The organism is Kangiella taiwanensis, from assembly GCF_020005165.1.
GTDB lineage: Bacteria > Pseudomonadota > Gammaproteobacteria > Enterobacterales > Kangiellaceae > Kangiella > Kangiella taiwanensis.
Map to the genome: position 1 here is coordinate 536724 of NZ_JAHCLT010000002.1, position 25229 is coordinate 561952.

30 protein-coding genes and 1 other RNA gene are annotated in these 25229 nt (G+C 44.8%); 15 read left to right on the top strand and 16 right to left on the bottom strand.

The annotated features are described in order from the left end of the window. Positions 1-236: 236 nt before the first annotated feature. From KFK88_RS08025 to KFK88_RS08035, 3 genes are all read left to right on the top strand, one after another. The gene (locus tag KFK88_RS08025; protein WP_223578424.1) at positions 237-1187 is read left to right on the top strand and encodes a glutaminase; all 951 of its coding nucleotides are present in this window, start codon (positions 237-239) and stop codon (positions 1185-1187) included. Positions 1188-1513: 326 nt separating this feature from the next. Next, entirely contained in the window at positions 1514-1744 is a 231-nt protein-coding gene (locus KFK88_RS08030; protein ID WP_223578426.1) for a hypothetical protein, read from the top strand. Between the two features lie 233 nt (positions 1745-1977). Continuing rightward, a complete protein-coding gene (locus KFK88_RS08035; RefSeq protein WP_223578428.1) occupies positions 1978-2505 on the top strand; it encodes a TrmH family RNA methyltransferase in 528 nt (175 codons plus the stop codon). 551 nt (positions 2506-3056) lie between these two features. Here KFK88_RS08035 and rnpB read toward each other — a convergent pair. From rnpB to rsmI, 3 genes are all read right to left on the bottom strand, one after another. Then, positions 3057-3409: RNase P RNA component class A (rnpB, locus tag KFK88_RS08040), an RNA gene on the bottom strand. Between the two features lie 90 nt (positions 3410-3499). Further along, the gene (locus tag KFK88_RS08045) at positions 3500-4036 is read right to left on the bottom strand and encodes a DUF3016 domain-containing protein (RefSeq protein WP_223578430.1); all 537 of its coding nucleotides are present in this window, start codon (positions 4034-4036) and stop codon (positions 3500-3502) included. 11 nt (positions 4037-4047) lie between these two features. Continuing rightward, the gene (rsmI, locus tag KFK88_RS08050; RefSeq protein WP_223578431.1) at positions 4048-4947 is read right to left on the bottom strand and encodes a 16S rRNA (cytidine(1402)-2'-O)-methyltransferase; all 900 of its coding nucleotides are present in this window, start codon (positions 4945-4947) and stop codon (positions 4048-4050) included. 65 nt (positions 4948-5012) lie between these two features. Here rsmI and KFK88_RS08055 point away from each other — a divergent pair, with 65 nt between their 5' ends. From KFK88_RS08055 to KFK88_RS08070, 4 genes are read left to right on the top strand one after another with little or no spacing between them, the layout of a single operon-like run. Next, a complete protein-coding gene (locus KFK88_RS08055; protein WP_223578434.1) occupies positions 5013-6860 on the top strand; it encodes a penicillin-binding protein activator in 1848 nt (615 codons plus the stop codon). A gap of 59 nt (positions 6861-6919) precedes the next feature. Next, positions 6920-7288: a YraN family protein gene (locus KFK88_RS08060; RefSeq protein WP_223578436.1), complete on the top strand. Its 369-nt coding sequence runs from the start codon at positions 6920-6922 to the stop codon at positions 7286-7288. A 17-nt stretch (positions 7289-7305) separates the two neighbouring features. Then, positions 7306-7893, top strand: a complete 588-nt coding sequence (locus KFK88_RS08065) for a phosphoheptose isomerase (protein ID WP_223578438.1) — start codon at positions 7306-7308, stop codon at positions 7891-7893. Positions 7894-7896: 3 nt separating this feature from the next. Further along, entirely contained in the window at positions 7897-8424 is a 528-nt protein-coding gene (locus KFK88_RS08070) for a BON domain-containing protein (RefSeq protein WP_223578440.1), read from the top strand. A gap of 46 nt (positions 8425-8470) precedes the next feature. Here KFK88_RS08070 and KFK88_RS08075 read toward each other — a convergent pair whose 3' ends face one another. From KFK88_RS08075 to rplM, 7 genes are all read right to left on the bottom strand, one after another. Next, positions 8471-8902, bottom strand: coding sequence for a ClpXP protease specificity-enhancing factor (locus KFK88_RS08075; protein ID WP_223578442.1), 432 nt, complete (start codon positions 8900-8902; stop codon positions 8471-8473). Further along, complete coding sequence (gene sspA / locus KFK88_RS08080; RefSeq protein WP_223578443.1) at positions 8902-9534, bottom strand: stringent starvation protein SspA; 633 nt, start codon at positions 9532-9534, stop codon at positions 8902-8904. The genes KFK88_RS08075 and sspA overlap by 1 nt, the downstream gene beginning before the upstream one ends. A gap of 51 nt (positions 9535-9585) precedes the next feature. Continuing rightward, positions 9586-10473 carry a cytochrome c1 gene (locus tag KFK88_RS08085; protein WP_223578445.1) on the bottom strand — a complete coding sequence of 296 codons (888 nt, stop codon included), beginning with the start codon at positions 10471-10473 and terminating at the stop codon, positions 9586-9588. Continuing rightward, a complete protein-coding gene (locus KFK88_RS08090) occupies positions 10470-11681 on the bottom strand; it encodes a cytochrome b (RefSeq protein ID WP_223578447.1) in 1212 nt (403 codons plus the stop codon). Before KFK88_RS08090 ends, KFK88_RS08085 begins: the two co-directional genes overlap by 4 nt. Continuing rightward, complete coding sequence (petA, locus tag KFK88_RS08095) at positions 11681-12268, bottom strand: ubiquinol-cytochrome c reductase iron-sulfur subunit (RefSeq protein ID WP_223578449.1); 588 nt, start codon at positions 12266-12268, stop codon at positions 11681-11683. The genes KFK88_RS08090 and petA overlap by 1 nt, the downstream gene beginning before the upstream one ends. Positions 12269-12578: 310 nt before the next feature. Beyond that, a complete protein-coding gene (gene rpsI, locus KFK88_RS08100; protein ID WP_223578450.1) occupies positions 12579-12968 on the bottom strand; it encodes a 30S ribosomal protein S9 in 390 nt (129 codons plus the stop codon). Between the two features lie 11 nt (positions 12969-12979). Next, a complete protein-coding gene (rplM, locus tag KFK88_RS08105) occupies positions 12980-13408 on the bottom strand; it encodes a 50S ribosomal protein L13 (protein ID WP_223578451.1) in 429 nt (142 codons plus the stop codon). 342 nt (positions 13409-13750) lie between these two features. Between rplM and KFK88_RS08110 the strand changes: the two genes are divergently transcribed. Continuing rightward, complete coding sequence (locus KFK88_RS08110; RefSeq protein ID WP_223578452.1) at positions 13751-14092, top strand: HU family DNA-binding protein; 342 nt, start codon at positions 13751-13753, stop codon at positions 14090-14092. 58 nt (positions 14093-14150) lie between these two features. On the opposite strand, the gene zapE is transcribed toward KFK88_RS08110, so the two are convergent. The 4 genes from zapE to KFK88_RS08130 all read right to left on the bottom strand — a co-directional run bounded on the left by zapE (position 14151) and on the right by KFK88_RS08130 (position 17312). Beyond that, positions 14151-15239: a cell division protein ZapE gene (gene zapE, locus KFK88_RS08115; protein WP_223578453.1), complete on the bottom strand. Its 1089-nt coding sequence runs from the start codon at positions 15237-15239 to the stop codon at positions 14151-14153. A gap of 3 nt (positions 15240-15242) precedes the next feature. After that, on the bottom strand, positions 15243-15881 hold the full coding sequence (locus KFK88_RS08120; RefSeq protein ID WP_223578454.1) for an alpha/beta hydrolase: 639 nt from the start codon (positions 15879-15881) through the stop codon (positions 15243-15245). A 197-nt stretch (positions 15882-16078) separates the two neighbouring features. Continuing rightward, on the bottom strand, positions 16079-16429 hold the full coding sequence (locus tag KFK88_RS08125) for a hypothetical protein (RefSeq protein ID WP_223578455.1): 351 nt from the start codon (positions 16427-16429) through the stop codon (positions 16079-16081). 184 nt (positions 16430-16613) lie between these two features. After that, complete coding sequence (locus KFK88_RS08130) at positions 16614-17312, bottom strand: DUF2238 domain-containing protein (protein WP_223578457.1); 699 nt, start codon at positions 17310-17312, stop codon at positions 16614-16616. Between the two features lie 126 nt (positions 17313-17438). Between KFK88_RS08130 and KFK88_RS08135 the strand changes: the two genes are divergently transcribed. Both KFK88_RS08135 and KFK88_RS08140 read left to right on the top strand, forming a co-directional pair. Next, positions 17439-18146, top strand: a complete 708-nt coding sequence (locus tag KFK88_RS08135; RefSeq protein WP_223578459.1) for a ZapG family protein — start codon at positions 17439-17441, stop codon at positions 18144-18146. 15 nt (positions 18147-18161) lie between these two features. Beyond that, entirely contained in the window at positions 18162-19331 is a 1170-nt protein-coding gene (locus KFK88_RS08140; protein WP_223578461.1) for a S1C family serine protease, read from the top strand. Between the two features lie 62 nt (positions 19332-19393). Here KFK88_RS08140 and murA read toward each other — a convergent pair whose 3' ends face one another. Together murA and KFK88_RS08150 are read right to left on the bottom strand one after the other, a co-directional pair. Continuing rightward, complete coding sequence (gene murA / locus KFK88_RS08145; RefSeq protein ID WP_223578463.1) at positions 19394-20653, bottom strand: UDP-N-acetylglucosamine 1-carboxyvinyltransferase; 1260 nt, start codon at positions 20651-20653, stop codon at positions 19394-19396. Between the two features lie 37 nt (positions 20654-20690). After that, positions 20691-20936, bottom strand: a complete 246-nt coding sequence (locus KFK88_RS08150; protein WP_223578465.1) for a BolA family protein — start codon at positions 20934-20936, stop codon at positions 20691-20693. A gap of 353 nt (positions 20937-21289) precedes the next feature. Between KFK88_RS08150 and KFK88_RS08155 the strand changes: the two genes are divergently transcribed. Genes KFK88_RS08155 through KFK88_RS08175 form a run of 5 tightly spaced genes read left to right on the top strand, consistent with a single transcriptional unit; the run spans position 21290 to position 25228 of the window. Next, positions 21290-22279, top strand: a complete 990-nt coding sequence (locus tag KFK88_RS08155; RefSeq protein WP_223578467.1) for a calcium/sodium antiporter — start codon at positions 21290-21292, stop codon at positions 22277-22279. A 45-nt stretch (positions 22280-22324) separates the two neighbouring features. Continuing rightward, the gene (locus KFK88_RS08160; protein WP_223578469.1) at positions 22325-23305 is read left to right on the top strand and encodes a KpsF/GutQ family sugar-phosphate isomerase; all 981 of its coding nucleotides are present in this window, start codon (positions 22325-22327) and stop codon (positions 23303-23305) included. Then, positions 23305-23844 carry a 3-deoxy-manno-octulosonate-8-phosphatase KdsC gene (gene kdsC, locus KFK88_RS08165; protein ID WP_223578471.1) on the top strand — a complete coding sequence of 180 codons (540 nt, stop codon included), beginning with the start codon at positions 23305-23307 and terminating at the stop codon, positions 23842-23844. Before KFK88_RS08160 ends, kdsC begins: the two co-directional genes overlap by 1 nt. Then, positions 23844-24398: an LPS export ABC transporter periplasmic protein LptC gene (gene lptC / locus KFK88_RS08170; protein WP_223578473.1), complete on the top strand. Its 555-nt coding sequence runs from the start codon at positions 23844-23846 to the stop codon at positions 24396-24398. The genes kdsC and lptC overlap by 1 nt, the downstream gene beginning before the upstream one ends. Then, positions 24395-25228 (top strand): LptA/OstA family protein, encoded by an 834-nt coding sequence (locus KFK88_RS08175; RefSeq protein WP_223578475.1) that lies wholly within the window; start codon positions 24395-24397, stop codon positions 25226-25228. Before lptC ends, KFK88_RS08175 begins: the two co-directional genes overlap by 4 nt. Position 25229: the final 1 nt, after the last annotated feature.

A 25229-nucleotide genomic window follows, 5' to 3' on the forward strand; every position in this document is an offset into this window, starting at 1 on the left:
GCGATTTATTTTCACTTTCGAACTCAAAAATCGGCTGAAACGACCAAATATCGGGCAATTCGGTAAAACAATTTTACAATTACAGCTTAAATTCCAGGAGATAGCGCAAAATGTCTAAAGACATTGCCTACTTTCCTTTTAAACATATAGCCTAACGGCATAAGCTCAGATTTGAGGGTAGCAATTCCACTGATAGTTGCATAGACTGTGATAAGCACTCAGCGAAGTCTAAGGTTATGAATTACAAAGAGATTTTCGAACAAATCAGCGACGAACTGAACGATTTTGACGAAATAGGACAAGTTGCGACCTATATTCCGGCCTTGGCAAAGGCTAACCCCAATAAGTTTGGTATGTATTTGGTGACCGAAGAAGGTCACGAATACGACCATGGTGATGTTGATGAAAACTTTTCCATCCAGAGTATTTCTAAAGTTCTATCACTTGTCTACGCTTTCAAGTTAGTAGGTACTGACTTATGGAAACGAGTGGGGGTCGAACCATCAGGCAGCCCCTTTAACTCATTAGTGCAGCTTGAATACGAACAAGGGGTCCCTCGTAACCCGCTCATCAATGCTGGAGCCATTGTCGTTTGTGACATTCTGGTAAGTCAGCTCGATAACCCATACCAAGACTTTATTCAGTTCGTTCGTAATTTAGCAGGTAACCCAAACATCGATTACTGCAAAGAAACAGCTGAGTCCGAAAAAGAGTGTGGCTTTAAGAATAATGCTCACATCAATCTAATGAAGTCTTACGGCAATATCGATAACGACGTTGAGGAAGTCCTCGATTTATACTTCCACCTTTGCTCTATCGAAATGTCATGCAAAGATCTGGCGCAAACCTTCATGTTTCTGGCCCGAGGCGGAAAAAATCCGCTCAATAATGAACGTATACTGACCGCACAAGAAACGAAACGTATCAACGCCATAATGTTGCTCTGCGGTTTTTATGACGAAGCGGGCGAATTTGCCTTTAAAGTCGGGCTACCAGGCAAAAGTGGCGTTGGTGGCGGTATTGTTGCCATTTACCCCGACCAATACAGTATCGCCGTGTGGAGTCCTGGTTTAAACAGCAAAGGTAATTCCAGCAAAGGCATTAAAGCCCTGGAAATCTTTACAACGATTACTCAATCCAACGTTTTCGGGCCTTCGCCAATCTTCGACGAACTCGAATACGAATAGAGACACGTGAATTCGTAACCCAACTGTAGTCGATCTCTCACAAAAGCTTCATCGAATACACCTAGTTTGTCACCTCTGTTTATTATTAAATAGCACTGAACCGACGGAATGGTTCTGCTCTTAAGGACGAGAGTATCAGGGACACCTCAGGAAGAGGTTTTAATGGACCGTCTCAGGAAGAGACAATATTCTAAGGAAAGAAGGCTCAGGATGAGCATGTTGATGAAAAGGGAATGGCACAGGACGTGCTACTTCCCTTTCAACATCCTTCCCAGTAGCAAAAACCTAACGGATGTATTAACGGAAACAACGAAAAGGACTTTACTATGGCGATCAAGCTGATTCAAAAATACCAAGGCTGGTGGGACTCTAGCCAAAACCGCGGCCACTTCTGGTTTACCTATTACGATAACACTCGCGAACGAAGCGTTTATGTCAATGCAGCAGAGTTCCAGATCATGATGGATATGCTACGCAACGAAAAACCTGTCTACGGCGACCATACTCGCGCCCTAGTCACTACCCAATCTGAAGAAACGGGTGAAGAAGAATCGTAATCGAACCCCCTAATCGAAACAATTGTTGAAATCATAGTTAACTAATTCTTACTCAGCTTTACTTCAGTGTAACAGCCAGCGCAGTCTTCTAACCAAGACACTGACTACCCCTTAGTAACCCTTCGCGCTGGCTGTTTTTTGTTTTTACCCAACACCACTTTGATACAATCCCTATTTGCTAAACCAAACCTGCTCAGGCAAACTAATCACAACCTAATAAAGCTGACGCTGTCATGAGCAACAGACAACTCGAACACGCCGATCACTTAGAAAACAAAAACACAAAAAAGAAAGGCAATCGCCAGATCAGTCTACTTGCACACAACATCACCGTACCCATGAACGTCGGCAGCCTCTTCCGTATTTCGGACGCACTCGGTGTCGAAAAAATCTACGTATCAGGCGACACACCGATTCCGCCTAATAATAAGATCCGCAAAACCTCACGCAGCACAGAAAAATATGTGCCCTATGAAACAGTAGAAAACCTTGTTGAATTAATAAATAGACTAAAAGAAGAAAACTACACCATCATCGCCCTCGAAATCACCAGTGACAGCGTTCCATTACAAGAAATACAACTAGGAAAAACTCAGAAAGTTTGCCTCATACTCGGCTCAGAAAATACTGGCGTCAGCGAAGAGTTACTCAAGCTATCAGACATCACCACCCACATCCCCATGCTCGGCCACAACTCCTCCATGAATGTCGCGACGGCTTGTGGGATAGCGGTTTATAGTCTTACTTTAATCAATAATTAATTTTAGATGTTCATTTTCTTTGTTTGCCCAAAGAAAACGAACCAAAAGAAAAGGCACCCCAGATCGTTAGGTCCTTCGGACTTCCCTCGCTCATCAAAGTTACATACGCGTCGTCAAACGAAACGTCCTTGTTTCGTCTTAGCTAAATTAGGCTCCATGCCTAATTTACGCTATAACTTTTTCTCTCTCGGCTAACTTTAAGGGGGTATTAACAGCACAAGCCTGCACAAATTTCCCCTTATATTGAGCTGTGCTATTTACAAAATATAGCAAACCAAAATCGTGGATGATTTTGGTAAGAGTTTTCAGCACAAGGAAGTGCTGTAAACTCTGATGCGTTAAGTATTTTGGAAATAGAGCAGGAAGTCATGTTCACATGACCTCAATATCGGGGCGTGTTTCTTTTTGGTCACTTTTTCTTGCTCGCACAAGAAAAAGTGACTCGCCGAGGGGCGAAATAGATTGCTAATAATATAACTAGATTCCAAGTTACCTAAAGGTATTGCCATTGGCCACAGTTTGGAATGACAAGAAAAGTCAGAAGGAAGAAAAAGAAAAGCTGGCCGATAAGCCGGATTCTGTCGTGGACAGTCATTCGTCTAGGCCACCAATCGCTCGATGGCTCCAGCAACCTACCCGGTTCCAACGCGAGCAACGCCGTACGGAACCCTATTTGGTCTTGCTTCGGGTGGGGTTTACCTCGCCGCTTACTGTTACCAGAAGCGCGGTGCGCTCTTACCGCACCATTTCAACCTTACCTGCTCCGAGGAACATAGGCGGTATATTTTCTGCTGCACTTGCCGTCGGCTTGCGCCGCCCAGGCGTTACCTGGCACCCTGCTCTGTGAAGTCCGGACTTTCCTCTCCCTATGAAAATCATAGGCAGCGACTGTCTGGCCAGCTTTGCAGCAAGTTTAGTCGCCGTACAAAAAAAGGCAAGGAAAACTTAACTTCCCTACCTTTTCGGGGCAAAATTTGTGTATGGCTTAAAGCAACTAGTTTTTACCTAACGTATCTTCATACCACTCTCTGAACATACGCTTCTCATAATAGAAGCCTTCTCTGTACCGTTTCCAAGATTTTTCATGATACAAGTAGTTCATGTCTTTAATTTTCGCTTCACCCTGCTTGATCACGTTACCATCAGCTCCTGTTAGCGTGTAACTGAACTCCATGCGTGGGAAGTCAATGTCTCGCATCACACGAAAATCTCGCGTACCTGACATCTGAACGTGACCTGCCAAGTCTAAATCTTTAATTTCAATAGATAATGTTTGGCCTTCTGGTAATTCTTTACCGTAATCATTAAAGAATTTGTCGAAGCTCTTTTTAACGCGCTTATGAAATGTACCTTTCGGCTCAGTAGCAGCGCGAACATCACGATAGTCATCAAAGTCTTTCCATTGCACTTTAATCGCTGACGTAGACTGAGCGGTATTCTTGGAAGCGCTAGAATCAGCAATGCTCACGCCAGCCCAGCTCAAGGCTAAGGCACTAACGGCAGTGATAAAAATGTGTTTGTAGTTTTTCATAAAACCTCCACTTAATCTGTCTTTTGCTGTAGCGCCCACTGATACAGGTCTTTCTTTTTTGCACCTGTGATTTGAGCTGCCAGCTTTGCCGCTTTGTTTGGCGGTAATTCCGATACCAAGTGCGACATGATATGTTTCGCTTCGCTACTGATACTTTCGTCTGCAACAGCTTTAGTGACGCCTTCGACCATCAACACAAACTCACCTTTTTGTTGATTCGGGTCGTTTATTACCTGTTGTAGTACTATAGACGCAGTACCCGACAAGATCGTTTCAAAGTTTTTGGTGATTTCTCGCGCAATCACTATATGTCTATCACCCATTACATCGCTCAAATCCTTTAAACTATCGACAATACGGTGAGAAGATTCATAAAAAACCAGCGTTTCTTTATTATCAGCCAAAGCTTGATACCGTTCGCATCTCGCCTTCGACTTTGACGGCAGAAAGCCCCAAAAACTGAAACTGTCAGTAGCTAACCCAGCGACAGATAAGGCTGAGATTAAAGCACTAGCACCAGGGACAGGACTAATCTTGGCGCTGTGTTGACGTAGGCCTCTCACTAACTTGAACCCTGGGTCACTAATCAGCGGCGTACCCGCGTCAGAAATTAATGCAATCGATTCACCAGTACCTAGCTTCGCTGCGATTTGCTCGATTCGAGCTTCTTCGTTGTGCTCATGCAACGACATCATAGGTGTTGTAATACCGTAGTGTGACATGAGTCGCTGACTGTGCCGCGTATCTTCAGCACAAATTAAGCTAACCTGCTTTAAGGTTTCGATTGCACGGTAAGAAATATCGTGAATATTACCAATCGGCGTCGCCACAACATACAAAGTTCCTGCTGCAATCTGGAACTGTTTGATTTGTTGTGAATTTTTGTTGTGAGAATCTGTCAAATCTGCCATTGGTTCTTTGCCTTGTCATGCATGAGCGCTTAGAATAACACCATCTACTTCTTGAGAATGGAATTATGACAAAAAAGTCCTTTAACAAGAACCTATCATTAGCGATTTGTAGCTTTTTAGTCGTTTCTTGTGTCACGACTCAACCTCGTCAGTCAACGTCAGACGATGGTATTCGTGATCGTGTCGCGCAGTCGCCCGACTTTTATTTACAGCAAGCTGAGCAACAACAAGGAACGGCTCAATCACCTTTTAAGCTCAAAGCGGCTATTGCATACCAAGAAATGGGCCAGCCAACAGAGTCTTATGCCCTATTACGCAGCTTTCAGCCAACCGAGCTTCCAGCCGATGAGCGCGATGCATATTACCTCCTACTAGGTGAAGTTGCTTTGACGCAGGATAAGCCTTTTGAGTCTATTCGTGCGCTACAGTCTATCGGCAATCCTCAAACCCATAGCCAAAACTGGCAAGCCCACTACGCCAAGACGCTTGCGGATAGTTTGGCGGCTAACAACCGACTGGCTGATGCTGCGGTTGTACGCTTAAAAGCGGAGCCTCTGATAGAAGATTATCGGATCCTTGAATCACAATTCGAGAAAGCATGGCAGGAGTTATTAGCTTCACCTGTAGGTGCCATCGAGCTTAAACGATCGCGTGCTTCAGATCACAACATTCTTGGTTGGTTAGACATGGCGATTATCCGTCATCGTTATATGCGAAACGCTTCGAATATGTCGGTCGCCATGGAAGAGTGGTCACAAATCTATCCTGAACATCCTGCGATTGATTATCTTGATATGAGTCAAATGGGCTCGTTTGACTTCACAATATCAGCTCCAACAAAGATCGGTTTGTTCGTGCCATTATCCGGCAACCTAGCACCAGTTGGCCAACTAATACGAGATGGCTTCATGGCTGGCTATTATGAGCAAGCCATCACTGCTGAGTCTGCGGACGTGGTCGTTTATGATACTCACGGTATTGATATGCAAACCCTCTACCAAAGAGCTTTTGAAGAAGGTGTGGACTTTGTGGTGGGGCCATTACTTAAGTCCAATATGGAAGACTTAGCGGCACAGCCGAGTTTACCTATCCCGACACTGGCGCTAAACCGCTTGGACTCACACTATATCCCGAGCAACTTTTTCCAGTTTGGCTTACCGATAGAAGATGAGGCGCGACAAATTGCACGCCACGCCATGCGCCAAGGGCAAGACAGAGCGTTTGTTATCAACGCAGACTCATCACTAGGTAAACGTGCAGTCGAAGCGTTCACACAAGAGTTTGAGCAAATGGGGGGTTACATCGTTAAAGTAGCCAATATCTCACACAACCAAAACGTAAAAGCTGCAGTCATGACCATGCTCGGAGCTGATCAAGCTGAAAAGCGCGCGCAAGATCTGCAAAATTTCCTCAACGTACCTATTGAGGCCAGTGGGCAAGGCTCCGCTACAGCCGACTTTATTTTCCTCATATCAAAAGTCGACAAAGCTAGAATTATTAAGCCTTATTTGAATTACTATTACGCCTACGATTTACCGGTGTACGCGACTTCAAACGTCTACGAAGGATACACCAACCCGACTCGCGACAATGACTTGGATGGTATTTCGTTTACCGACGCCCCTTGGATGTTAGGTAGTACTGAGTCCATCAAAGACAGTCGTACAAAAATGAATCAATTAGTTCCAAACTCAACTGGAACCTTGGCACGTTTCTTTGCTTTGGGCCACGATGCTTACGCTATCATCCCTCAATTAGCTGAATTTGCTCAAAACCCCAACCATTTTATAGAAGGCTTGTCCGGCACTTTGAGTATGGACTCTTATGGTCAATTTATACGACAACTGTCTTGGGGAATGTTCAAGAACGGCAAGATGATACCAGTTAGTGTGCAAACGAGCTTGGACCGGTAACGCCCAGCTCTTCGGAACTTTAATCCGTTGTAGGGTCAAAGTCATTATCAAGGATTGATATGTTAGCAAGGGTAAAAGGTGATAAAGTTGAGCGCTTTGTATTGAAATACCTCAAACTACAAGGCCTCAATTTAGTAAAGCAAAACGTGACTTCACGTTATGGCGAAATTGATTTGATCATGCTTGATGGCAAAACACTGGCTTTTGTTGAAGTTAGATTCCGAGCTAAAGTTACTCATGGCTCCGGCGCCGAAAGTGTAGATTATCGAAAACAGCAAAAAATTATTAAAACGGCTCAGTTTTTTCTGCAACAAGAGAAAAAATATCAACATCTGAATTGTCGTTTTGATGTAGTTTCCGTAACATTAGAACACAAAACATTGTCAGCCGATTGGTATAAAGATGCCTTTCAACAAAGCGGCTGGTAAACGACCTTAGGCTATCCATGATAGAACGTATACGCGACATTTTTACAGAAAGTATTCAAACCAAAATTGCTGCAGCCGACTCATTACCTGAGTCCATCGCTAAAGCAGGCCAGGTTATGGTGAACTCACTGCTAGCTGGCAATAAAGTGTTAAGTTGTGGCAACGGCGGGTCAGCTGGAGATGCCCAACACTTTTCCTCGGAAATGCTTAACCGCTTTGAGCGCGAGCGCCCAAGCTTACCAGCCATAGCGTTAACCACAGATACAGGTACTTTGACGTCGATCTCTAATGATTACAGTTATAACGACGTTTTTGCTAAACAGTTAAGAGCTCTTGGTCAGCCTGGCGACATTTTATTAGCAATTTCGACAAGTGGTAATTCCCGTAATGTGATCAATGCCATGGAAACTGCGCTCAGTAAAGATATGCTTATTGTCGCTTTAACAGGCAAGGATGGCGGTGAGATGGCGGGCTTGATGGGACAGAACGATGTCGAAATCCGTGTTCCTTCAAATTCCACGGCCAGAATACAGGAAGTTCACTTAGTCGTCATTCATGCACTGTGTGATTTTATCGATAACTCCCTATTTGGTACTGAGGCTTAATTCATGAATTTAAAACAAACTTTGCGCATATTTAGCCTAGTCATCGTGACAGCGACCTTTTTACCGGCCTGCACAACATTCGGCACCTTGGCGGAAGATAGTAGCATTGAAAGCCGTGTATACACGATTACAGACGCTATCGAAGCGAAAAATAAACCATCCTTCATTGGCGTTGAAAGTCATAACCTTTATGTTTTGATTTACGGGCAGGTACCTTCTGATGAAGTAAAAGCACAAGTTTCAAGAGAAGTAAAAGGCATCCCTGAGATCCGTAAAGTCTTTAATGAACTCCGCATAGCAGATCCTGATTCTGTCAGCACCATGTCTGATACTTGGATCACGACCAAGGTAAAGTCCAGTCTTGCGGCAGAAAAAGGTCTAGACTCCAAACGCATCAACGTCACCACAGAAGCAGGTGAGGTTTTCCTGATGGGTCTGGTCACCCGCGAAGAAGGTGATAAAGCAGCTTTAGTAGCCCGTAATATTTCAGGCGTTAAGAAAGTCGTTAAGATCTTTGAATACATTAACTAAAGCCCTGACCACAGCTATAAAAAAGCCCAGCATTTGCTGGGCTTTTTTATTTAACAACTTTTAAGTTTGGTCGGCCTTTTGGAGGCGTCGGCGGTTCATCATCTGGGCCATCATCATTACCATTGTTTTCCGATGATTGAGGCGACTCACCATCACCGTACATGTTTGGCGAGAACATGATGCCTTGATCGTTCTCTCGTGCGTAAATGGCAACGATCGAGTTCATTGGAATATAAATGTTAAGAGACTTGCCAGAAAACCGAGCGCTAAAACTTAAAAAGTCATGATTAAGCTCAAAGTTAGCCACTGCTTCTGGTGCAATATTAAGTACGATTTTGCCATCATTCGCGAATTGCTGAGGGACATCTACCTCTGGGTGAGAACAATCGACGAGAACTTGAGGGGTCCAGCCATTATCTATCATCCACTCATAGTAAGCGATGAGAAGATAAGGCTGTAATGGCGTGGTATCCGCCATTACATTAAGCCTAGTTTCATTTCACGCTCTTCTTCAGTCAAACTGACTTTGAAAGATTCGCGCTCAAAGATTTTTTCCATGTATTCGTGGATGGCTTTGCTGCCACGGCCACTGATTTCGATACCCAGCTGGTCTGCGCGCCACAATAAAGGTGCGATAACGCAATCAACCAACGAGAACTCTTCACTCATGAAATATGGGTTGCTCGCAAATACCGGAGATAACGCTAAAATGCTTTCTTGTAGCTCTTTACGCGCTTTCTTTGCTTTAGCTTCGGTACCGTTCACAATGATTTCGTATTGGCTGTACCACTCTTTCTGGATACGATGCATCATTAAACGACTGCGGCCACGAGTGACAGGATAAACAGGCATCAATGGCGGATGAGGAAAGCGCTCATCTAAATATTCCATCACGATACTTGCTTCATACAACACAAGATCACGGTCAATTAGAGTTGGTACTGAGCCATACGGGTTCAGATCCATTAAATCTTCCGGGACTTTGTCAGAAGTCACTTCTACCACTTCATAATTCACACCTTTTTCAGCCAGCACAATACGTGCCTGATGACTGTAAACATCATTGCCTGAATAAAGTGTCATTACTGAACGTTTGGCAACTACGGCCATACTTTTTCTCCTAAACAGTAAGGGCCTCTGAGCGAGGCCCATCAAACCGAATTACTTCTTCTTAATGTCTTTCCAGAACTCTTTCTTCAAGAAGTAAGCTAATACCAGTAGGATCAATAAGAACAATAATGTCCAAAGACCGATAGCCTTACTCTTCAATTTCACTGGATTAGCGGTATACGCCATGAAAGCAACCAAGTCGCGCATCGCGTGGTCATACTCTTCCGGCGTCATTTCACCTTCTTCTACGATAGTGAACATATTGCCTTCACGAGCAATCTTAGTAACTTCCAACTCAGCGTCATGCACTTCTTCTTCAATCAATGCAATCTCTTCTTCTGCTTTAGCTACCGCCTCAGCTGAAGCTTCTGAGTTCTTTAGCGTTGCTTTTAGCTCTTCGATACGAGCTTTGCCACTAGCAATAGTGTCTTCAACGGCTAATAGTTCGTCGCTTTTGCGCTGCAAGCCTTGTAAATCTGACAATACGTGCGGCATACCAACACTTGGGAAAACTGTGTTGTTCACGCCATATGGACGAGCATCGTCAAGGTAGAAAGCACGCAGGTAGTTATATACCCAGTCATTGCCTCGAACACGTGCCACTAACGATAAATCGAGTGGATTAACGCCGAACCATTTCTCAGCAAGATCGTTATCCATCGCTTTATCCATAGTGTCACCAAGCTTGCCTTCACCTAGAATCAGCTCTGACGCTTGTTCTTCAGTTAAGTCCAAGTCTTGTGCAATACGTGAATAGCGTACGTACTCCATTGAGTGACAACCTTGACAATAGTTAACGAATAACTTGGCGCCATTCTGAATCGACGCCTTATCACCATAGTTGACGTTTGCCTTATCGTTTGGATAAGTCGTACCACCACCCGCAGCAATAGCGGCGACAGGTAGCAGGAATAAAATAGCTGTGATTAACTTTTTCATTTGTCTGTTACCCTCTCTGGTACTGGCTTCGTTTTCTCAAACTTCGGTAAGAACCAAAGCGCGATAAAGAAGAAGAAGTAGTAAGCCGTACAAATTTGACCCAGTAGCGCTGTTGTTGGTGTAACTGCAATGACACCCAACACGCCTAGGATGATGAACGATACAACGAAGAAGAACAATAGAACTTTAAACGAAGTACCACGGTAACGAATTGACTTCACTTTCTGACGGTCTAACCATGGCAATAGGAATAAAATCACAATCGCCAATGCCATCACCACAAAGCCACCAAACGGATCTGGAACTGCACGTAACATCGTATAGAACGGTGTAAAGTACCAAACTGGAGCAATGTGAGGCGGTGTCTTCAGCGGATTCGCTGGCTCAAAGTTTGGACGCTCTAGGAAATAGCCGCCAAAGTCAGGAGCAAAGAACACGATGCTTAAGAAGATCATCAAGAAGACCACCACGCCCACAATGTCTTTCACTGTGTAGTATGGGTGGAATGGGATACCGTCTAGTGGGATACCGTTCTCGTCTTTCTTCTCTTTGATTTCAACGCCGTCAGGGTTGTTAGAGCCGACTTTGTGTAGTGCAACGATGTGTAAGAACACCATAGCAACAAGTGCTAATGGTACTGCAACCACGTGTAACGCAAAGAAACGGTTAAGAGACGCAAGGGACAAAGTAAAGTCACCACGAATCCACTCAACCAAGTCAGGACCGATGACTGGGATAGTACCGAAGAGGTTAATAATTACCTGAGCACCCCAGAACGACATCTGACCCCATGGCAATAAGTAGCCCATGAACGCTTCAGCCATTAATAGTACAAAAATAATCATACCGAAGATCCACACTAACTCGCGCGGCTTCTTGTATGAACCATAAATAATGCCACGGAACATGTGTAAGTAAACGACCACAAAGAAGGCAGAAGCACCTGTCGAGTGTAGATAACGGATAATCCAACCCATGTCGACATCACGCATGATGTACTCTACAGACGCAAACGGCTCGCTTGGGCTGTAGAACATGGTTAACCAGATACCGGTTAATAGTTGGTTAACTAGCACAAGAAGTGCTAATGAACCGAAGAAATACCAAAAGTTAAAGTTCTTTGGCGCATAGTATTCAGCAAGATGCTCATTCCAAACTTTTGTCGCAGGGAAACGTGCGTCAAGCCATGACATAAAGCTTTTAAACATTAGGCACCCCCATCTTCGCCCACAACGATAACTTTGCTCGCTGTGTCAATTGTGTAAGGCGGAACTTCCAAGTTAGCGTTCGCTGGTACGCCCGCGTAAACACGGCCAGCCAAGTCAAACTTAGAACCATGACATGGGCAGTAGAAACCACCAAGCCAATCGTTTTCCAATGAACCAGCTTCAGCGTAAAGCGTTGGTGAACACCCTAAGTGTGTACACAAACCAACAGCAACGAAGATCTCAGGCTCAATTGAGCGGAACTCGTTTTTACAATAAGCAGGTTGTTGATCAGCTTCTGAGTTTGGATCCGCAACTTTCTCTTCACTATTAGAGATGCTGCCTAGCATTTTCTGATCACGACGGATAATCCATACCGGCTTACCACGCCACTCAACAGTAATCTGCTGACCAACTTCTAGTTTGCTATATTCTTGCTCTACTGGCGCACCGGCGGATTGTGCTTTCGCACTCGGTGCCCAGGAACGTACAAAAGGTACAGCCGCACCAATCACACCAACCGCGCCTACTGCTGAAGTAGCCCCGATTAGGAGATTCCTGCGTCCTTTGTTAACGCCCTGATTACTCATTCGAATAGTCTCCCCACGAAGAAAACCCACCTGTTACAACAACACGTGGGACAAAATCAATATTGATAAATAAACTGCGCCAAACCGCTCGAATCGAAACACGGTGTCAGTGGCAGGTTACTGGGCGCATATCTTATAGGAATTGTGGGGTTATTACAATGTGGTCAGACCAGAAGTCAACTTTAAGAAGGTTTCAGCGGATTGAAGTTAAGTCTTTGAAAATAATACTGTCTAAACAAAAACACCCGCCATATGGCAGGTGTTTTCGTAATCCAGTTTTCTCGAACTTTCGAAAAAGTTGCGTAATAAATTAACGCTTAGAGAACTGAGGACGTTTACGTGCTTTGTGAAGACCAACTTTCTTACGCTCAACAGCACGTGCATCACGAGTCACATAACCCGCTTGACGTAGTGGCGTACGAAGCTCTTCGTCATATTCCATAAGTGCACGAGTAATACCGTGGCGGATTGCACCCGCTTGGCCAGTACCACCGCCACCAGAAACAGTAACGTAAACATCGAATTTTTCTAGAAGCTCAGTCAACTCAAGTGGTTGACGAACGACCATACGTGACGTCTCACGACCAAAATATTGGTCTAAGCTCTTTTGGTTTACAGTGATCGCACCGCTACCAGGACGCAAGAATACGCGAGCTGTTGAGCTTTTACGACGACCTGTACCGTAATATTGTTCAGCCATGATTTCCTACCTTAAATATCTAATTCAATAGGTTGCTGAGCGGCATGGTTATGCTCAGAGCCTGCGTAAACTTTCAATTTGCGGAACATTTCACGGCCTAATGGGTTCTTAGGCAACATACCTTTAACCGCCTTCTCAATAATCATTTCAGGCTTTTCAGCTTGAAGTTTATTGAAGTTAGTCTCTTTGATACCACCAGGGTAACCAGAGTGACGGTAGTACATCTTATCGTCCGCTTTCTTACCAGTTACGGTAACTTTCTCAGCATTGATGATAACGATGTAATCGCCAGTATCAACGTGAGGTGTGTATTCAGCTTTATGCTTGCCTTTTAAACGGCGAGCGACTTCAGTCGCCAAGCGACCTAATGTTTTGCCTTCTGCATCAACGACATACCAGTCGCGTTTTACAGTCTCAGGCTTTGCACTAAATGTTTTCATATTCGTTAAGCTCCAAAAAGCCATTTGCACTCGCAAAAATAAGCCGTCATAGACGACCTATCAGACCGCTGACGCTCGCTATAAGTCAGTCACCAGCCCATAAAAAAGAGCGCAAATCATACAGAACCCGCCCCTATATTACAAGTGGCAGGCGAAGGATTTACTAAATTTATGTTTCGTCTTGGGCAAATTTACGAATTTTCAAACAAATCCTTTCAAAAAGACTTTATTTACGGGGCTTTTAACGCTATAAATAAAACTGCGTTGGGAGAGTCAATTTTGCATTGCTCGCCAAGACAGTACGTATTTTAACAGTCAAACAACCCAAGAGGCAAAGGAAAAATGGCAGATAATAAAGCTCGCAAGATTACTGCGGTCAAAGAGAAGTTCACCAAAACCCAAATTTTAAATGAAATCGCTGCTCAAACAGGCCTTACTAAGAAAGATGTAGGTGCTGTAATTGATGAACTAGGGATTGTTATTGAGCGTCATATCAAGAAACGTTCCGTAGGCGAATTCACCCTTCCTGGATTATTAAAAATTAGCACAGTGAAAAAGCCTGCTGTTAAAGCACGTAAAGGTATCAACCCTTTCACTGGGGAAGAAACCACCTTTAAAGCAAAGCCTGCTTCTACAGCGGTTAAAGTTCGTCCTCTTAAAAAGCTAAAGGATATGGCGAAGTAAAACTGCCTTAAAGAATTCCTTAAAAGCTGGCCGAGGCCAGCTTTTTTTATGCCTATGTCTAAGCCAAGTGCTCCAAGCTAAGATATTCTTTACTCTGCATTTCCTGCAAACGACTTAGGGTTCGCTTAAATTCAAAAGCGAGCCCTTTGCCGATATACAGCTCGTCCATCGGTACTTCTGCCGAAATGATTAATTTCACATGGCGTTCGTAAAACTCATCAATTAGAGCAATAAAGCGACGCACTGCGTCATTCAGCGAGTCATCCATCTGCGGTACTTGTCCAACAAAAACCGTATGGTAACCACGTGAGATCTCGATATAGTCAGAAGCTGAACGCTCCGTTCGACAAATCGCATCAAAGGTAAACCAAACCACACTGTCTGAAAGCCTGACCGCATCAATTAAGCGCCCCTCAACTTTCAACTTGCAATGCTCCTTCCCTTCGGTCGCTGCTAACTGCTTGAAATATTCACGCATGTTCGCATTGGCCGCTTGATCCAGTGGATAGTGGTAAATTTCCGCCTTCTCCAAGGTTCTCATGCGGTAATCAATACCTGCATCCACATTAAGAACTTCGCAGTTTTCTTTGATTAACTCAATTGCCGGCAAAAATCTATCGCGCTGCAAACCATTCCAATACAGGCGATCAGGTGGAATATTTGAGGTTGCCACTAACACTACGTGGCGCTTGAATAACTCCTCGAACAAACTGCCCAATATCATGGCATCGGTAATGTCCGTAACGAAGAACTCGTCAAAGCATATAATCTTAGCTCTTTCAGCCAGCTGATCAGCGATTTTGATTAATGGATTCTTTTCGCCTGCCAAAGACTTGAGCTCGTTATGAACTTCGTGCATAAAGCGGTGGAAGTGAAGCCTGATTTTGGCTTTCAAGGGTAGCAGATTAAAGAAAGTATCCATCAAATAGGTCTTACCGCGACCTACGCCACCCCACATATACAAACCTTTTACCGGCTGACTATCACCAGACAGCCAGCGCGTCAGCTTCTGCATAAAGCCAGCCGAAGGACGCGACTCCATCAGATCGTCATAGACTTTCTGCAATGCTTTCACGGCTTCTTCTTGAGCTGGGTCTTTGGTAAACCCGCTAGCCAAGTCTTGCTGGTACTTCTCTAAGGGCGTCATTGGCTATCGCTCTTGTGGCAGGAGTGGCTTTAGTGAAGACTCTAAATGTTCACGTAACTCGACCAGCCGGCCATGGAAAAAATGCCCGGCACCTTCCATCTTGACCATCTCAGGTTGAGGCTTCAGCTCATCAACCCAATCAAATACAGCCTGAGGATCAACCACCTCATCGGCATCACCCATCACCACTAACCACGGGCAGTCAGGAATTTCAAAGTCATCAAAACTAAAGCGGTTCACAGGAGGAGCAATAGACACCAGTTGCTCGGCTCCTTGCTTTTTCGCTTGAAGCGCAGCAATCCAGGAACCAAAACTAAAGCCCGCTAACCACAAGGGGCGACCAGGATACTCAGCTTTAGCCCACTGTATTACAGCAATTAGGTCACCCTGCTCACCTCGCCCTTCGTCATACTCCCCTTCAGAACGACCAACACCGCGGAAGTTGAAGCGAATGGATGGGATGCCTAAACCAGCAATTGTTCGAGATACGGTATAGATCACTTTATTGGTCATGGCACCGCCATGAACGGGATGAGGGTGACAACAAATTGCCACAGCGTTTAATTCAGTACCTTCTGGCGCATCCAATGTGGCTTCGATATCACCGGCAGGGCCGTCAATTAAAAAGTTATCTTTGCTCAAAATGATAAAAGGAATAGGGACTTATAGAATTATTTTCGCATGTTTTCAGGAGTCATGGAACCTGCTTCAATAAGCACTCGATTTTGGTATGTTGGAGCATGTATGCCCAGTGACCTCTATGCACACAAAAAAGGAGCCCCGAAGGACTCCTTGCTCTGTTTTTCAAGAGCACCATGATCGTGACTGGCTAAGCAGTCTTATTTCTCGTCTTCGAAACTTGCTTCCGCTTCAGCCTCAGTATCTGCTTTAATTCGGGCATCCTTTTCTTCCTCTGAAACTTCAGCCTTACTCTCTGATTTAGCTTTAGCCTTAGCCTCAGCTTTAGCTTCTGCCGCACGTTCCTTCGCTCGCTCTGCGCGCTCTTTCGCTTCTTCAGCACGCTCACGAGCCGCTTCACGCTCTTCCTGTGCTTTTTCCATAGCTTTTTCAGTCGATTCCTGTACTTCCAGTTTTTTCTCTACTTCAACCTGACTTTTCACGCCGACTGCTGAAGCACCAGCGGATAAAGACATCGCGATAATTGTTGCAATTGCTAATTGTGTTTTCATAATCAACACCTGCTGTTTTTCTCAAAGTGGACTTTCAGGCTATCTCAAGATCTCCTTATCATCTAGCGATTGAAGCTTAAAAAAGCCATCTTTTACACTTTTTAATAGAATTTAGCTTTTTCGTGAAATAACTCACACTGGTTCATCGACTAACGGTATAAATCCTTAGTAAACAGATGGTTATCTATATTTTATCGTGTTCTCCCAGTGGCCGTTTATCTTTTACACTAAAAGAGTCACTCCACTCCTTGGCAAAGTCGCGTTGCCACTTGAAATTAATGCCAGCCACGATCAACATCGTGATCAACGCGCCGATACTGGCTAGTGCCATGTCCTTATGAGCATCCCAAACATCCCCTTGTGTTCCAAGGTAAGCAATCCCCAGGTCTCCCCCAAAATATTCTGCGGCACCCCATTCGATTAACTCAAAGATCATCGACGTCGACATGGTCAAATCTAGCGGTAAGAAGTACCCCCAAAAACCTTTGACGTTGCCTACACGAACGAAAACTTCCCTAATTGGGTAAGCAAAAAGTAAACCGTATAAAAAATGTACTAAGCGATCGAAATGATTACGCTCCCAGCCAAACCAACTGTTAAGCTCTGAGCCAAACACCGCTAACGTCCAATCATTGTAGGGAACCTTAGCGTAGGTGTAATGTGAACCGATCTCGTGTAAACAGAGAAAAATAAAGATACAGGTATAAGAAATTTTTGATAACGGAAAAACTCTGTACGTAGCCGCTAGCCCAATAACGAACAGCACCGTTAGAACATTTTCCAACATCCAGTCAGCACGATCATGAGGGTTAATCGCACAAATCGTAAAGACGATGCCAAAAAGTACCCCAAGAATCATTAAAAAACGCGTATTGTGTGTCATTATTCTTCTCGAACTTTGCCTTATAATTTGTGTATCATAAGCGTAAAGCACTGAAGTCCGCAATTTTGTAGGGCTCACTGACGATGAACTCTGTTCTGAATGTAACACCGACAAAAGGATATCTGAATGTCACCAGTTGTTAGTATCATTCTTATTTTAATCGCTGCCGTAGCAGCTTTCTTCATTGGTCGCTGGCATGGCTTATCCACTGGCACCAAAGAGCTCACTAAAGAGTTAGAATCCAAAGATAAAGAATTAGATGAATTAAAGTCAGGCGTTGATGAACACTTTGACGAAACGGCGCGACTATTTTCCAACCTAACCGAAGAGTATAAAACGCTATATAAACACCTAGCGACTGGTGCCAACAAGCTGTCAAAACGTGAGTTTAAGGTCAAACTATCAGCCCCAGTCGGGCAAGAAGCTTTGCCGTCGGAAGCAAATGCGGCTGAAGTGATCGACGCTGAAGAACACTTGAGTAAAGATATCGACACGTCAAAAGAAGACCAGTCCCATGAAGAAGAAAGCTTTATTCGTGATAATGAACCTAATGCCGACCTATCAGAGGTAGACAACGAAAAAGACGGTCAAGCCGATGAAGAAAACAAGCCTGACTTAGATATTGAGGTCTCGCCACCAAAAGATTGGGCTGATGGCGACATGGATGACGATTACCACCCGAACGATTCGAAAGTGAAAGAGTCAGAGTTTAGTGACCTAGCGAACGAAGAGGTCAAAACACCTAGTGCACCAGGTTATGACAAAGAGAGTAACGATACACCTAGCGACGATAATGACGAGAGCGATGGCAAGTCTCAGACCACTAAAGCATAACAACACGAGCGTATAATGAAGTTACTGGAATTTTTAGGTTTTATCATCAAGTACTTACTCATAGGGCTTGGCATTGCAGCATTGTTTATCGTATTTATGCCCGAACGCTTTTCGTCTCAGAAAGATGAAAAGCCACACACCTCTCAGACAACTCAACCCATAATTGAGAACAACAAACCGCAACAAGGCTTTGCTGATATGCTGGAATCAGTGACACCGGCGGTGGTTGGAATCAAAGCTCGCTCTCAGGCGTTTCCTTTAAACAGCGAAGCTTGTAGCTCACGCCTGCAAGCACTTCCACCAGAAACAAACGCCTGTGCATTCTTAAACAACGGCTCAGGTGTTTTTATTGATGATAAAGGCTACCTTGTCACCAATGCCCATGTTTTGGATAAAGCGTCGACTATCGTAGTTGAACTGACATCAGGACAGCAACTCAAGGCTCAGGTCATAGGTGTTGATGTTGAATCCGACATTGCCCTACTGAAAGTTGATGCAGAGCCCAGCCACTTTCTATCGCTACCAGAAACTGATCAAAGTCGTGTTGGTGACTGGGTCTTTGCGATAGGAACACCAAATATGGCGTTCAACCAAACCGTCACTCAAGGTATTATCAGCTCAAAGTTCTTTTCCCGCGTTAGCCACTATATTCAGACTGACGCTGCGCTAAAGCCTGGTAACTCCGGCGGCGCGCTTGTCAATGCTCAGGGCGAATTGATTGGTATCACATCACTTAGCACCCAAAATGAGCAAGGTGAAAAGCACTACCAAAGCTATGCCATCGTCGCCAACAACGTTGCTCATGTTGTCGAGCAGCTCAAAGAGCACGGTGAAGTTCGTCGTGGCTGGCTTGGGCTTGATGGGGATATGACGATTAACCTCGATTCAATCAGCATGGAGTTGAGTCTTAACCCAGAGCAAAAGCAACGCTTACAACAACGAATAAACCAACTACCTTACGGCAAAGGTATTGTTGTAACTGGCATTAACCCACAAGGCCCAGCCGACCAGGCTCAATTGCAACCTTTAGATATCATCACTAAAGTCAATGGCAAACCAATCTACAACAGTATTGACTTGATTTCCGCCATCTGGAACCTCCCTCCACAAAGCACCGTCAATGTCGAATACATGCGGGCCGGGAAAAAGTACAACCAAGATATCGTGCTTGGGCAAAGAGGATAATTGAAACAACTCACTAAAAAAGGCGCCAACGGGCGCCTTTTTTAAAATGACTTCTAAAGCATTTAACCAACTCGCTTAATGGAAGCACCAATATTTTGTAACTTTTCTTCTATCGTTTCGTAACCACGATCAATGTGATAAATACGATCAACTAGAGTCTCTCCGCCAGCTACCAAACCTGATAATACGAGGCTCGCAGAAGCCCGAAGGTCAGTCGCCATCACCTGTGCTCCCGACAGTTTTTCTACACCACGACAAATCGCTGTATTACCTTCGATGGCAATATCGGCGCCCATTCGCTGCATTTCTAGCACATGCATGAAGCGGTTCTCAAAAATGGTTTCTGTAATTGTTCCAGTTCCTTCGGCTACAGCGTTAAGGGCACAAAACTGTGCTTGCATATCCGTTGGGAACGCTGGATACGGTGCCGTTTTAATGTTGACCGCTTTTGGACGCTTACCCTTCATATCAAGTTCAATCCAGTCGTCACCGATATTGATTTCAGCACCACACTCTTCGAGCTTTTTTAAGACCGCATCTAACAACATCGGATCCGTGTTTTTACACAAAATACGCCCGCGTGTCACTGCTGCGGCAACGAGGTAAGTCCCTGTTTCAATACGATCAGGCTGAACATTGTGCTCACCTCCGTGCAAACGCTCAACACCTTCAACCGTAATAACGGAAGTGCCCTCACCGGTAATTTTAGCGCCCATCTTATTCAAGAAGTTCACTAAATCCACCACCTCAGGCTCCCGCGCTGCATTTTCAATGATGGTCGTACCGTCGGCCAATGTCGCTGCCATGATCAGATTTTCAGTAGCACCAACGCTCACTGTATCCATCACGATCTTAGCGCCTTTCAAGCGGCCGTTAACCTTAGCTTTAACGTAACCACCCTCCACTTCGATCTCAGCACCCATCTCGCGCATACCATCGATGTGAAGGTTTACGGGACGCGCGCCAATTGCACAACCGCCCGGTAACGACACTTCAGCTTGGCCATAACGAGCAACCAAAGGACCCAATACCAAAATCGAAGCACGCATGGTTTTCACCAAATCATACGGCGCTTCATGGCTGTGGATATCCGAGGCGTCAATTTCAACGTTAAATTTATCATCAATCGTTAACTGAGCGCCTAAACGTCCCAATAACTCTAAGGTTGTGGTGACATCATTTAAGTGTGGTAAGTTGCCGATGGAAGTCACACCATCAACCAATAAGCTGCCCATTAAGATCGGAAGCGCAGCATTCTTCGCGCCTGAAATTTTTACTGAACCGTCCAGTGGACCAGCGTCTTTGATTAATAATTTATCCATCAGTAAGCCTTAATACGTTCGCTAACTTAAACCATTGTTATACAAATAACTTCGCTTTTTCCCACTCAGCAGGAGTGTAAGCCTTAATCGTCAAGGCATGAATCTCACCGCTGGCGATGTGTTCATTCACAGCTGCGTAAACCATCTGTTGTTTTTTTACAGGACGTAAACCGTCAAACTGTTCACTCACCACGATCACTTGGTAATGACTGCCATCGCCATCAACGCGAAGTTCGGTCGTATTAATCTCTTGCTCAATTAGTTTTTTAATCTCTTCTATCATTAGGAAATTCTTTATATTGCTGATAAATGACTGATTAGCCCACAGTATGACGTCTGATATTGACGAATTAAAGCCCGAAAAAGGCCACGGAGCTATCAAATGTGACTGCAAAGTGGCGCGATTTTACCGCAAAACTGCTCAATAAACACCTATTCTAGTCCACATTCCACACAGAAATCCTACACGGAGAGTTCAGCGAGCTCTTAATGACAAGCTCACAGCGACCTAGTACAATGGCCCGCTCAATTAGGGTTTCAGGGCTCCACACGGCAAATCTTAGTTACACTTTGTTGCTGTAATTCAATCGCTTACTGAGCCTATAATAGTCACCAGAACAGTCCATTAAGGTCCTCATGTTAGAACATATTGCGTATATCGTTATCGGTATTACTCTTTTAATGTGGAGCGCGGATCGCTTCACAGACGGTGCGGCTGCTATTGCACGCAACTTGGGCGTATCACGTCTCATCGTGGGTTTGACTATTGTGGCTATCGGGTCCTCCGCCCCTGAGATTTTCGTCTCAATCCTCGACTCACTCAAAACTTGTGCTCCCGACAAACCTGACTGTGGCCCCGAAGTAGCTATCGGTAATGCCCTTGGCTCTAATATCACCAATATCGCATTAGTGCTTGGTATTACAGCTCTGGTTCGCCCTCTGATGATCCACTCAGGGTTGCTAAAGCGTGAAATACCCATCCTATTTTTAAGTTCAGCCGCCGCTTTTGTGTTTTTCTGGGATTATAAATTAAGCCACACTGAAGGCTTTATCCTCCTAACAGGACTGGTTTTATACTTTATCTGGTTGGTTCGTGTTGGCATACAGTCACGAAAAAATCACGATCCGATGGTCGATGAAATGATTGAAGAGCTACCCGAAGGCATGCCCACGGGTAAAGCGACGTTTTGGGTTATTGTTGGCCTAGTGCTTCTTGTCGGAAGCTCAAAATTATTAATCGAAGGCGCCAGCGGTATCGCCCTAGCCTTCGGTGTCTCAGAAACAGTGATCGGTTTAACCATTGTTGCCCTTGGCACCAGCTTGCCAGAACTTGGAGCATCGGTAGCCAGCGTTCTGAAAAATGAACATGAAATCGCCATTGGTAACGTCATTGGCTCGAACATCTTTAATCTTCTTGGTGTACTGGGCATCCCTGCAGCGATTGCGGCGCCGACGATTGAGAAGAATATTCTGAATATTGACTATCCTCTGATGCTAGGGTTAATTATTGCTATGGCAGTCATGGCTTATGGCTTCCGTGGACCAGGCAAAATCAACCGTATTGAAGGGACTATTTTAGTTGCTGTCTTCCTAGGGTATTATATAGTTCGGTTCTTCGTGCTATAGACACCCCGAAAAAACCATACAACCCAAAGAGTTAGGGAGCAAAGTTTGAGTCAGAAACCGACTAAAGCACAACTATTAGACAGTGCCGCACGCGTGATCAGTATCGAGAGCCAAGCTGTATCAGCGTTAGCTCAACAGCTCAATGATGATTTTGTTGCAGCTTGCCAACGTTTGCTCGACTGCAAGGGCAAAGTCGTCGTTATTGGCATGGGTAAATCAGGCCATATTGGGGGCAAAATGGCTGCCACACTTGCCAGCACAGGCACTCCCGCTTTTTTTGTACACCCAGCTGAGGCGAGTCATGGCGACTTAGGCATGATTGAGGAGCGTGATGTGGTAATTGCCCTCTCTAATTCTGGTGAAACCCATGAAGTAACAGCATTAATCCCTGTGATTAAACGCCGTGACATTCCACTAATCAGCATCACCAGTAACCCGAATTCAAGCTTAGCTAAAGCCAGCGAAACGCACCTCACGGTCAAAGTCGAGCAAGAAGCCTGTCCTCATAACTTGGCGCCAACGGCATCGACTACCGCAGTATTAGCATTAGGCGATGCCATAGCCGTCAGCCTACTGGAAGCCAAAGGTTTTACGCCCGATGATTTTGCCCTATCCCATCCAGGCGGCAGTTTGGGCAAACGTTTACTCTTGCATGTGGATGACTTAATGCACACAGCTGAAAATTTTCCAGCTGTCTCGCCACAGACTTCAATCAAAGACGCTTTATTGGAAATTACCGACAAGCGACTAGGCATGACAGCAATCCTAGACAGCGATAAGCATTTAATGGGTATTTTCACAGATGGTGACTTACGCCGAGCCTTCGAGAAAGGAATTAGCGTCGACACCGCAATCGAGCAGGTCATGACCACTGGCGGTAAAACCATTGCTGCTGATGCGCTAGCAGTAGACGCTGTTGGTTTGATGGAACAAAACAGCATTACCTGCCTTATTGTGGTTGATGGTGACAATAAACCCATTGGCGCGGTTCATATGCACGACCTTCTTAAAGCAGGAGTTGTTTAATGGACAAACCCACTTATTCACAAGAACTGCTACGCAAAGCGCGAGAAATTAAACTTTTAATTTGTGACGTTGACGGCGTCCTTAGCAATGGCCAAGTGATTATCGGTAACCAAGGCGAAGAACTTAAAACCTTTAACATTAAAGATGGTTTGGGTTTAAAGAGCCTGATGAATAATAAAGTCGACGTAGCCATCATCACAGGCCGTCGCTCCGAGATTGTCGAGAAACGCTGTCGTGAGCTGGGCATTAAACACTGTTACCAAGGTCAATCCGACAAAGTAGCCGCTTACGAAGAGCTCTGTGACAAACTTTCCCTTGAACCAAGCCAAGTATGTCACGTGGGTGACGACTTGCCCGACTTGCCGTTAATGCGGCGTTCAGGCCTTGGTGTTACAGTAGCAGATGGACATTGGTTTGTACGTCAAAAAGCTGACTGGGTCACTAGCAACCAGGGTGGGTTTGGTGCCGTTCGAGAAGTCACAGACCTTATTCTCGAAAGTAAGGGTCAACTTGAAAAGCTTCATCAGGAGTACTGTTAGTGAAATTTCTAAAAGGCCGTCACATTCTATGGTTGCTGGTACCAGCCGCGTTTATGGTCGCTTTTTTGTGGGACAGCTCGGTAGAACAGAAACCTGACTTCGTTGCAGCAGATAACGATCCCGACTACTACCTTGTAAATACCACAACCCTTGAGTTTAATCCCGAAGGACTAAGAACTCGAAAGTTTACTAGTGAGAAAACCTCACACTTTAAGGACATTATGCAAACAAGGCTTGAACAACCCAAGTTCAGCATGATGTCGCCCGAGCAGAATTGGAAGGTATCAGCAAATCAGGCCGTAAGTAACGAACTCAGTGAACAGCTAGACTTGTCAGGTAACGTTACGATCACTTTAAATTCGAAAGAGTCGAGCCCACCAATGACCCTTTCAATGCCTGAGCTCAGAGTCGACTTCACCACTCAAACCGCTTTTACCGATTCAGAAGTTGAATTAAATAACTCGATTTTCCGTCAAACAGCAAAAGGGATGAGCGCTGACTTGAAATCGAATACGATAGAATTTAAATCTCAGGTTGTTTCAGAAGAACTATGAAATCATTGAATATCTTAACATTATGTTTTACTGCCCTGCTGCTAGGGCAACCAGCTCAAGCTGCACAATTTGAGAAATCTCGACTTAAAGCCGACAATTCTTATCTCGATGCATCGAAGGACACTCCAACCGTTGTTTATGAAAACAACGTTGTTTACGAGCATGGGCAAATGGTTATTCGGGCCGACAAGTTGATTAAGACAGGTGAAGACGCTGGCACCATAACGGCGGAAGGTTCACCAGTGAATATCCATTATGTTGATGAGTTTGGTGAAACTACGGATATCGAAGCGCCAAGTATCAGTTATGAGCAAAAAACGGGGGAATTAGCTGCTGATGGTGACATCACCATTGTGCAAACCTCAGAGCAAGACGTGCTGACGCTCCTCGGCAATAAATTACGAGCTAACCAGAGAATTACAAACGGTTTTAGTTTTGTTCTTACCGGAAACCCTACAAAGTTCATCCTAAAGCAACCGAATCAGGGTGATATCACTGCTGTCGCCGACACATTGCGCTCAAATGGCAAAGACCGAAAAACTCAGTTGGTTGGCTCGGTGAACTTAAGTCAGGGCTCTTCAAATACATCAGCCGCTTTACTGACCTATGACGGTCAAACAAAACGTATTTCAGCAGACCAAAGCTCTGATGGCTCACAGCAGGTAGTCACAGAGTTCTACTGGCAGGACGAGCCGCAAAAAGAAAAGACTGAAACAGAAAAGGCTTTAGAGGAAAGCTCTGAAGACCAGTCAAATGAGTCCAGCGAGCTAGAAGATGCCTCAAACCTAGAAGAGGCCGACACTGTAGCCAAAGAAAGGGACAACCAATAAT

Coding starts and splice junctions, on each gene's coding strand:
- KFK88_RS08025 (WP_223578424.1), top strand. CDS start 237: ATGAATTACAAAGAGATTTTCGAACAAATCAGCGACGAACTGAACGAT.
- KFK88_RS08030 (WP_223578426.1), top strand. CDS start 1,514: ATGGCGATCAAGCTGATTCAAAAATACCAAGGCTGGTGGGACTCTAGC.
- KFK88_RS08035 (WP_223578428.1), top strand. CDS start 1,978: ATGAGCAACAGACAACTCGAACACGCCGATCACTTAGAAAACAAAAAC.
- KFK88_RS08045 (WP_223578430.1), bottom strand. CDS start 4,036: ATGAAAAACTACAAACACATTTTTATCACTGCCGTTAGTGCCTTAGCC.
- rsmI (WP_223578431.1), bottom strand. CDS start 4,947: ATGGCAGATTTGACAGATTCTCACAACAAAAATTCACAACAAATCAAA.
- KFK88_RS08055 (WP_223578434.1), top strand. CDS start 5,013: ATGACAAAAAAGTCCTTTAACAAGAACCTATCATTAGCGATTTGTAGC.
- KFK88_RS08060 (WP_223578436.1), top strand. CDS start 6,920: ATGTTAGCAAGGGTAAAAGGTGATAAAGTTGAGCGCTTTGTATTGAAA.
- KFK88_RS08065 (WP_223578438.1), top strand. CDS start 7,306: ATGATAGAACGTATACGCGACATTTTTACAGAAAGTATTCAAACCAAA.
- KFK88_RS08070 (WP_223578440.1), top strand. CDS start 7,897: ATGAATTTAAAACAAACTTTGCGCATATTTAGCCTAGTCATCGTGACA.
- KFK88_RS08075 (WP_223578442.1), bottom strand. CDS start 8,902: ATGGCGGATACCACGCCATTACAGCCTTATCTTCTCATCGCTTACTAT.
- sspA (WP_223578443.1), bottom strand. CDS start 9,534: ATGGCCGTAGTTGCCAAACGTTCAGTAATGACACTTTATTCAGGCAAT.
- KFK88_RS08085 (WP_223578445.1), bottom strand. CDS start 10,473: ATGAAAAAGTTAATCACAGCTATTTTATTCCTGCTACCTGTCGCCGCT.
- KFK88_RS08090 (WP_223578447.1), bottom strand. CDS start 11,681: ATGTTTAAAAGCTTTATGTCATGGCTTGACGCACGTTTCCCTGCGACA.
- petA (WP_223578449.1), bottom strand. CDS start 12,268: ATGAGTAATCAGGGCGTTAACAAAGGACGCAGGAATCTCCTAATCGGG.
- rpsI (WP_223578450.1), bottom strand. CDS start 12,968: ATGGCTGAACAATATTACGGTACAGGTCGTCGTAAAAGCTCAACAGCT.
- rplM (WP_223578451.1), bottom strand. CDS start 13,408: ATGAAAACATTTAGTGCAAAGCCTGAGACTGTAAAACGCGACTGGTAT.
- KFK88_RS08110 (WP_223578452.1), top strand. CDS start 13,751: ATGGCAGATAATAAAGCTCGCAAGATTACTGCGGTCAAAGAGAAGTTC.
- zapE (WP_223578453.1), bottom strand. CDS start 15,239: ATGACGCCCTTAGAGAAGTACCAGCAAGACTTGGCTAGCGGGTTTACC.
- KFK88_RS08125 (WP_223578455.1), bottom strand. CDS start 16,429: ATGAAAACACAATTAGCAATTGCAACAATTATCGCGATGTCTTTATCC.
- KFK88_RS08130 (WP_223578457.1), bottom strand. CDS start 17,312: ATGACACACAATACGCGTTTTTTAATGATTCTTGGGGTACTTTTTGGC.
- KFK88_RS08135 (WP_223578459.1), top strand. CDS start 17,439: ATGTCACCAGTTGTTAGTATCATTCTTATTTTAATCGCTGCCGTAGCA.
- KFK88_RS08140 (WP_223578461.1), top strand. CDS start 18,162: ATGAAGTTACTGGAATTTTTAGGTTTTATCATCAAGTACTTACTCATA.
- murA (WP_223578463.1), bottom strand. CDS start 20,653: ATGGATAAATTATTAATCAAAGACGCTGGTCCACTGGACGGTTCAGTA.
- KFK88_RS08150 (WP_223578465.1), bottom strand. CDS start 20,936: ATGATAGAAGAGATTAAAAAACTAATTGAGCAAGAGATTAATACGACC.
- KFK88_RS08155 (WP_223578467.1), top strand. CDS start 21,290: ATGTTAGAACATATTGCGTATATCGTTATCGGTATTACTCTTTTAATG.
- kdsC (WP_223578471.1), top strand. CDS start 23,305: ATGGACAAACCCACTTATTCACAAGAACTGCTACGCAAAGCGCGAGAA.
- KFK88_RS08175 (WP_223578475.1), top strand. CDS start 24,395: ATGAAATCATTGAATATCTTAACATTATGTTTTACTGCCCTGCTGCTA.